The 6,732-nt window shown below is 69.8% G+C and carries 4 protein-coding genes and 1 pseudogene; all 5 read right to left on the bottom strand.

Annotated elements, in window-relative coordinates; genetic code table 11:
• The coding region (locus tag GZ67_RS20910) for a hypothetical protein (RefSeq protein ID WP_051662624.1) at positions 1-602 on the bottom strand (602 nt) is incomplete at its 3' end.
• Positions 603-686: 84 nt separating this feature from the next.
• On the bottom strand, positions 687-983 hold the full coding sequence (locus tag GZ67_RS0117640) for a WXG100 family type VII secretion target (RefSeq protein ID WP_017204355.1): 297 nt from the start codon (positions 981-983) through the stop codon (positions 687-689).
• Between the two features lie 115 nt (positions 984-1,098).
• Positions 1,099-5,574, bottom strand: a complete 4,476-nt coding sequence (locus tag GZ67_RS0117635; protein ID WP_029263896.1) for an FtsK/SpoIIIE domain-containing protein — start codon at positions 5,572-5,574, stop codon at positions 1,099-1,101.
• On the bottom strand, positions 5,571-6,296 hold the full coding sequence (locus GZ67_RS0117630) for a hypothetical protein (protein ID WP_029263897.1): 726 nt from the start codon (positions 6,294-6,296) through the stop codon (positions 5,571-5,573). Before GZ67_RS0117630 ends, GZ67_RS0117635 begins: the two co-directional genes overlap by 4 nt.
• Positions 6,293-6,732: pseudogene (locus tag GZ67_RS20905) on the bottom strand (serine/threonine-protein kinase); the annotation flags it as partial. The gene GZ67_RS0117630 and the pseudogene GZ67_RS20905, both read right to left, overlap by 4 nt.

The raw sequence follows: 6,732 nt of genomic DNA, 5'->3' as shown, positions 1-6,732 counted from the left end.
CCGGGAATCGGATCCGGAAGCGACGGCAGCACCGGCGCAGGACCGCCACCAATGCCGGGCTCGGGAAGCGACGGCAACGGCCCGGGAATCGGATCCGGAAGCGACGGCAGCACCGGCGCGGGACCGCCACCGATACCGGGGTCGGGAAGAGACGGCAACGGCGCAGGAATCGGGTCAGGTGCAGGACCGGGGGCCGGTGCAGGGGCCGGTGAGGGGCTGGGAGCGGGGCCGGGAGTCGGCCCCGTGGCGCCGTCCGGACCGCCGCCGACGGTGGGAGGCGTCGCGGTCTGGCCACCCTGCGGCCGCTCGACGTGCTTCATGCCGTCGGTGACGCTCTTCGCCATGTTGCGGTCGAGGTCTCCGAAGGTGTCGGCGATCGCCTGCAGGGTGTCGCGGATGCCTTCCAGGCTCTTCTGCAGCTGGCCGCGCTTGCGATCCCAGTTGCCGGCGAAGTCCTGCACCTTGCCGGAGAGGCCGCCGTGGCCCGTGAGCCCGGCGACGTCGTCACCGAACCGGTCGGCGTTCGCGAACGTCTGGATGGCGGCGCTGATCGATGAACGCGACGCGTCCAGCAGACTGCTCTCGAGCGTGAGGTCGCTCATCGTTCCCCCCGGAGTGGATGAAGGTCGTGCAGGCGCACACGAGGGGATGCCGAGGTCGGCATCCCCTCGTGTGGTGTGCGGCGATTACTGGCGGATCTGCGCGGCCAGCTGCTCGTCGGTCGACTGCAGCGACTGGGCTGCGACGTCGAGGAAGCGAGCCATGCCCTCGATACCGGCGATGGTCGCGGTCGCGCCCTGGTTGAACTGCGCGTAGGACGCGTCGAACGCACCAGAGGCGGACGTGGTCACGAAGCCGCCCGAGACGAGCTGCGAGACGTATGCGCGGAGGTTCTTCAGCTGCGTTTCGATGTCCTGCTGGCCCGTGCGGAGACGGCCAGCAGCATCCTTCATGTCGGCGTAGCTGACTTTGAGGTTCGTCATGGTGTTACCTTCCGGTCGCCCCGGCGGGTGCCGGAGAGTTCTTGTGCTTCGAGACTAACGAAGCGGTTCTGGTCTGCAAATGGGGAGAAGTCCCCATCGGGTCTCGGATGTGCGCTCAGACGGTCTCGGGGATGACGAGCGGGAACTGCACGCGCACCACCTTTCCGCGCTGCGCGAGCACCGCACGACCCACCGGGAACTCGCCCCGACCGATCCGCGGCAGCGGGGCCTTGAGCACGAGCTCGCCGTCGATCGTCTCGGGCTGGAGCACCACGCCGCGGCGCGACTGTTTGATCTCGCCGAGCAGACCGAAGTTGCTCGTCCACTCGCTCGTGTCGCCCGTGAACAGCAGCAGCAGCTCGCCGCGACCGGCCCGCTTGACCAGGTCGGACAGCGGCATCTCCAGCAGCGACGACGCGAACTCCGCCACGCCCTCGACGGCCACGACCGGCTTGAGACCGGCTTCGGCCTTCTCTACGATCTCGGCGACGGCCGCCGTGCCGCTGATGCCGTCGGCCGCCGAAGCCGTCCACGCCACCGCGTTCTTCACCGGCGAGCGCGACGACCCGAGGTACAGCGTGGGTGTGCCCGGCCGTGCCCGCAGCATCTGCTGGGTGATCGCCGCGAGCGCATTGCTCTTCCCGCTCGCGGGAGGGCCGGCGATCACGAACGTACCGGTCGGCTCGATCCCGAACGGGCCGAGGTCGGCGTCGGAGAGCCCGACCACGAGCTGGTCGCCGAGGAGAGCGGGGACCTCGTCGATGCGGTAGCTCAGCGGGAGCGCCCGCACCGGCGGAGCATCCGGCACACCACGGCGCGACATGGATGCGGCCATCCGCTCGATCGCGAGGGACTGCTCCTTCATGCTGCGCGTGCCCCCGACGATCGCGATCTGCGCCTCGTTCTCGCCGACGATCGCGCGTCCGGGCACCGACTCCGGGTTCAGCACGTCCTTGGGGACGTTGAGGATGTTGTACGCGTCGGTGTCGGACATGCGCAGCACCACGCGGCGCTGGATCATCGCGTTCAGCGCGCTCGGGATGCTCTGGAACCGGTCGGCCGACAGCACCACATGGATGCCGACCGCTCGTCCGTCGGAGAGCACCTCCTGCAGGGCGTTGTAGGTGTCGGAGCGACCGATCACGGCCTCGTAGTCGTTGCGGAACGCCGCGAAGCCGTCGATGAGCACCACGATGCGCGGCTCGTCGGACTTGCCGGACAGCGCGCGGTACTCGGTCAGGGTCGCCGCGCCCACCGCGGAGTAGGCATCACCACGACGATCGAGCTCGCTGCGCAGCGTCGCGAACAGCCGGGCCACGCGCTCGGCGTCATCGCCCGAGATGACCGAGCCCACGTGCGGCAGCGGTTCCAGCATCCGCAGCGCGCCGGAGCCGAAGTCGAGCCCGTACACGTGCACGGGGCCACCGCGCGGCGTGATGCCGGCCGACACCGCGAGGGTGCGCAGCGCGGCGCTCTTACCGGCGCCGCTGGTGCCGTAGATCACCATGTGGCCCTCGGTGTCGGGCAGGAAATGGAACGGCACCTGCTCCTGGCGCTCCGGCTGGTCGACGACGCCGAGCAGCAGGGCAGCGTCCGTGCGCTGCGGCAGCTTGAGCTGGTCGAACGTGGGCGCCAGCTCGTCGAGCCACGGCCGACGCGGCTTCTCGACCTGGGCCGCCTGAGCGGCGAGCACCATGGTGCTGACGAGCCGCTGCTGATCGTTCGGACCGAGGTCCTCATCGACCACGACCGCGTTCTCGTCGATGGGCAGCTCCCACGGCCCCTGGTCGGTGGTGCCGAATGCGGCGATCGCCACATCGACGCCGTCGCTCTCGCCGAGGCTCCAGCCACCGGCGTACGCCGACTGGAACAGGGTCATGCGGCCGGGGCCGGTCTTCGCGATGCCTCGACCCGGCGTGCCCGGATCGAACAGCGAGGCGTCCTTCGTGCCGATCACGTCGTTGCTGTCGGTCTCATCCGCCATGCGCAGGGCGACACGGAGGTTCGTGTTCGCCCGCAGGTTGTCCTTGATGACACCGGCCGGACGCTGCGTGGCCATGATCAGGTGGATGCCCAGCGAACGACCGCGCTGCGCGATGTCGATCACGCCGTCGACGAACTCCGGGACCTCCTTGGCGAGAGCGGCGAACTCGTCGATCACCAGCACCAGCGCGGGCGGGGCCTGCGGGTCGCCGGCGCGCTCGAGCTCGAGGATGTCTTTGGCCTTCTTGCGGTTGAACAGGTGCTCGCGGTAGTGCAGCTCGGCCCGGAGGCTCACCAGCACGCGGCGCACGAGGTGCTCGTTCAGGTCGGTCACGATGCCGACGCAGTGCGGCAGGCTCGTGCAGTCGGCGAACGCCGAGCCACCCTTGTAGTCGACGAACAGGAACGTCAGCCGCTCCGGGCTGTACTCGGTCGCCATGCCGAGCACCCATGCCTGCAGGAACTCGCTCTTGCCGGATCCCGTCGTTCCACCCACCAGGGCGTGCGGTCCCTGCTGACGCAGATCGAGCTGCAGCGCGCCCTCTGCGCCGGCGCCGACCAGGGCGCGCAGCTTGGGCTGGTAGCGCCGCGCCGAACCCGACTTGCGCCGGGAATGGAGCGAGTCGTTCTGGGTCCAGCGGTCGACGACGCTCTCGGGCTGGGTGGCCATGTCGCGCCCCAGGAGATGCAGCATCGAGATGGTCCGCGGCACGTCGCTGCGGTCGAGGGCCACCTCGCCGGCGTCGGTCAGGCGGGCCAGGGCGCGCGCGAAGACGGCGAACTGCTCGCGCGTGAGCTCGTCGACCGAGAGGTTGTCCACCGTCTCACCGAGTCGCACGAAGTGCGCACTGTCGGTCTGACCGAGCTCCACGAACGTGCGGCAGGATGCCGGGAGGGCAGCGGCATCCTCCGTGAGCCACACCGGGAAGATCCCGCGCATGGCGGCGCGCTCGGAGAGCTGGATGAGGCGGCCGCGGTCGATCGGCGCATCCGGCGCGATCAGCACCACGATCGCCGGCTTCGGCACCGAGTCGTTCCGGTTGCGCGAGGAGTCCTCGCCGACCTTCGAGCCGCTGTTCGTCGCGGCCTTCTCGGCCTGGAGTGCACCGAGCTCGACGGCTTCACCGCCACGGCTGGAGCGCGTGTCGATCAGCTCTTCGAGACGGGCGACGATCTGCCCCGCCGACGACGGACCGTCGCCGATCGGCTGCACACCGAGCGCGGCCTGCGCCGACCAGGCGTGCGGCAGCCACTTCGCGTCGGCGAGCTGCGCACCCCAGCGCGGGCCCCACAGGCCCACGACGCCGACGTCACCGGGCGCGTGCAGGCCGGCGATCTGGGCGAGGAGCGCTCGGGCGTATCCCGTGGAACGACCGCCGAGGCCGGCGATGCCGAGCGCGCCGACGTCTTTGAGGTCTTCCAGGATCGGTACCTGCGGCACGATCCTGGTGGAATCGATCACCGCGTCGAGCTTCTCCACGTACTCGGGGATCGCGCGATCCCGGCCGTTGGAATCCTTCACGGAGCTGCGGGAGCCGGTGTCGCCGATACCGAGTCGCACGTGCAGGAACGACCAGTGCTCGGCTCGACGCGTCCAGATGGTGGGTCCGGCCGCGAGTGCGGCGTCGCTGACCTCGCGCAGCAGCGGAACTTCGCGCCGTCGCACGTCGATCTCGCGTTCGCGCTCGCTCTGCAGTCGGGCGTCCAGACGCTCCAGCTGCTCCTCGAACCGCTTCTTGTCCTCTTCGAGCTCCTGCTTGTTCTGGTTCCTCGTCGTGACCCAGGTGCCGATCATGAGCAGCGGCGACAGGGCCACGAACATCAGCGACATGGGGCTCTGGGTGAAGGCGAACATCGCGCCGCCCATGAGCACCGGGGCGACGAGCGCGAGCATCGGGAACGGCTGCTTGCGGGCAGGGACGGGCAGATCCGTGCCGTCGAGCTCTTCACCGAGGTAGCGTTCCTCGACGCGCGGCGATCGCACGAACTCGACCTGGCGGATCGAGGCGACGGCCGGCGAGGGCGCAGCGGCATCGGGCTCGACCTTCACCGTGATCGGGGTGTCGCCGATCACGACGGCGAGCTCCCCCTCTGCGGCGACCAGACGCACGACAGAGGCCCCGTCGATCAGGATGCCGTTCGCGGAGTTCAGGTCGATCATCTCGACGCGATCGCCGATCTCGAGCCGCGCATGGCGCTTGGACACCAGCGGATCGTCGATCACGACATCACAGGTGTCGTCGCGACCGAGCACGATCGTGCCGCGGGTGAGCGCGATCGATCGCGCTCCCGGCCCCGTGCCGACCTCCATGCGACCGATCACCGGGCGCTGCTGATACGTGGCGGGCACCACACGGACGGTCGCTCCGTGCGCGAGACCGACGTGCGCGAAGGTCGACTCCGGCGCGAGCAGGTCACCCGAGCCGGCGACCACCGAGCTGTACGCCTCCAGCGTCACCGCGGTCGGATCGGCGGTGGCGAAGGATCCGAGCGGGTCCGCCCGGACGATCATCGCGGCGATCTCGCCGATCGTCGCCGTGTTCTCAGCGGTGACCTCGATGTCGCTGGATGCCGCGCCCTGACGGAGCAGGGTCAGCCGTACCTTCACTCGTTCTCTCCCTCTGCCTCACTCGGCTGCGGGGCATCCAGCAGCGGGAGGTCGTCTTTGCTCACCAGCCGTGAGGCGATGACGTGCTCGACCAGTCGCGCGCGGCGGTTGGTCGCGAAGCTGCGCTGACCTCCCCGCATACCCGGCACGCCGATGCGGTCGAACTTGTCGCACACGTTGTCGAGTTTGCGGTTGAAGCGCGTGACCGTCCAGCCCAGACGCTCGGCGGCGGCCGCCGATGAAGGGATCTCGCTCATGCCGGTGCCGTCGCGACGAAGCTGCGGTTCGGCCAGCGCGAGGATCAGCAGCTTCTGACTCTGCGTGAGGGGAACGTCGCCGATGGTCGAGGCGCCCCCGTCGTCGTGCTCGCGCTTGGTGGCGCGGAACGTCGGCTCGGCGGCGTGCAGCACCAGCTCGTACGTGGTGGGACCGGCGCTGAACACGATCGTCGTGGTCTCGAACACCAGGGGCAGCCGCGCACCGGGGGCGAGCCACGCCTGCACACCGCCCGCCGAATCGGTCACGGTCGCGGTGAGGCGCGTGCCGACGTTCGCGAGCCACCAGAGCCCCTCGCCGTCGCTGATCTCGAGGAAGTGGCGGTGCAGGAAGAGGTTGTCGTCGAGTTCGAGGTCTCCCTCACGCCCGACGATGAAGCGGCTCCCCGGTTCGATCGGGAAGTACTCCCCCGCGAACTCGACGGTGACCGCCGCGGGCGCGGTCATCCGACGCACCCCGTGACGGGTTCGGAAGCACGCCCGTCGCCGCGACGCAGCATCACCTCGATGCACACCTCGCCCGACGACGCGGGGGTGAACGTGACCGTCTCGTCGGGCGCCTGCCGGACTGCGCCGTCTGCCGCACCACCCGTCTCGGACCAGATGAAGCTGTCGTCCTCGACCGGATCGGGGTTCGTCCACGTGAAGGTCACCTGGTCGCCCTGCCGTGTGCCGGTGAGCTCGGTGACCTTGGGCACCGCATCGGAGACCGGGTCCTGCGGGTCGACCTCCTGCGCGGTGGCCTCTGGCTGCGGCTCGGTGCCGAGGTTCGCGACCAGGGCGTTCAGGCCGAAGATCCCGCCGACGACCACGACGACGGCCGCCACGGCAGCAAGAGTGATCCACAGTCCCCTGCGGCTGCGCTGCGGGTGGTCGGCCGCCT

The sequence above is a fragment of the Microbacterium sp. Cr-K20 genome (genome assembly GCF_000708325.1).
Taxonomy (GTDB): domain Bacteria; phylum Actinomycetota; class Actinomycetes; order Actinomycetales; family Microbacteriaceae; genus Microbacterium.
Note: the sequence above shows the minus strand (reverse complement) of the source record. Positions and strands in the feature narration are given on the sequence as shown.